The sequence below is a fragment of the Nocardioides sp. CPCC 206348 genome (genome assembly GCF_048654705.1).
Taxonomy (GTDB): domain Bacteria; phylum Actinomycetota; class Actinomycetes; order Propionibacteriales; family Nocardioidaceae; genus Nocardioides.
Genome location: NZ_JBMCZA010000202.1, coordinates 45,102 through 45,862, shown reverse-complemented (window position 1 = coordinate 45,862; position 761 = coordinate 45,102). Strand labels below are relative to the sequence as shown.

Annotated in this window: 1 protein-coding gene; it reads left to right on the top strand. The window is 70.2% G+C overall.

All coding sequences use genetic code 11. From position 1 onward, the window contains the following. On the top strand, positions 1–741 hold a 741-nt coding region (locus ACOADB_RS19750), incomplete at its 5' end, for an FHA domain-containing protein (RefSeq protein ID WP_378602388.1). Positions 742–761: the final 20 nt, after the last annotated feature.

The window sequence follows — 761 nt, the reverse complement described above, 5'->3', positions numbered from 1 at the left end:
ACCCCCGTCTCCGACGCCGCCGCCGCGATGGTGGTCCCGGTCGCCGCTCCCCCGGCTCCTCCCGCTCCGCCCGCGCCCCCTGCACCTCCGGCTCCGGCTGCGCCCGTCGCACCACCGGCCGGTCGCCCGCTGCCGCCGGTTCCGGCCGACGAGCACGTCAACTTCCAGTCGGTGCTGATCAGCGACGTCGACGACGACATGGACGACTTCGAGCCACTGCCGATCGTCGAGAGCGCTGCGCAGGTCATGGAGGACAGCCCCGGCGAGCAGGTCCGGGGCGTCTACTGCAAGAACCGCCACTTCAACGACCCGCGCGTGCTCTTCTGCGCCGTGTGTGGCATCAACATGGTGCAGCAGACCCCGGTCCTGGTGAACGGCTCACGGCCGCCGCTGGGCGTGATCGTGCTCGACGACGGCTCCGTCTTCCAGCTCGACACCCCCTACCTCCTCGGTCGGGACCCGAGCGGCGACGAGCGCATCCACGGCGGCGAGTTCCGCCCGCTGCCGATCATCGACCAGTCCAACCAGGTCTCGCGGGTCCACGCCCGTCTGGAGATGCGCGGCTGGGACGTCGTCCTGATCGACAACAACTCGACCAACGGCACGTTCGTGCACGTCCCGAAGACCCCGGACTGGGTGCGGATGCAGCCCGGCGCCGAGCAGGTCCTGGTCCAGGGAACGCGCGTGCGCATCGGTCACCGGACGCTGGCGTTCAACACCCACGCCGGCGCCTCACACTAGATTCACACTGACGCTGTCGT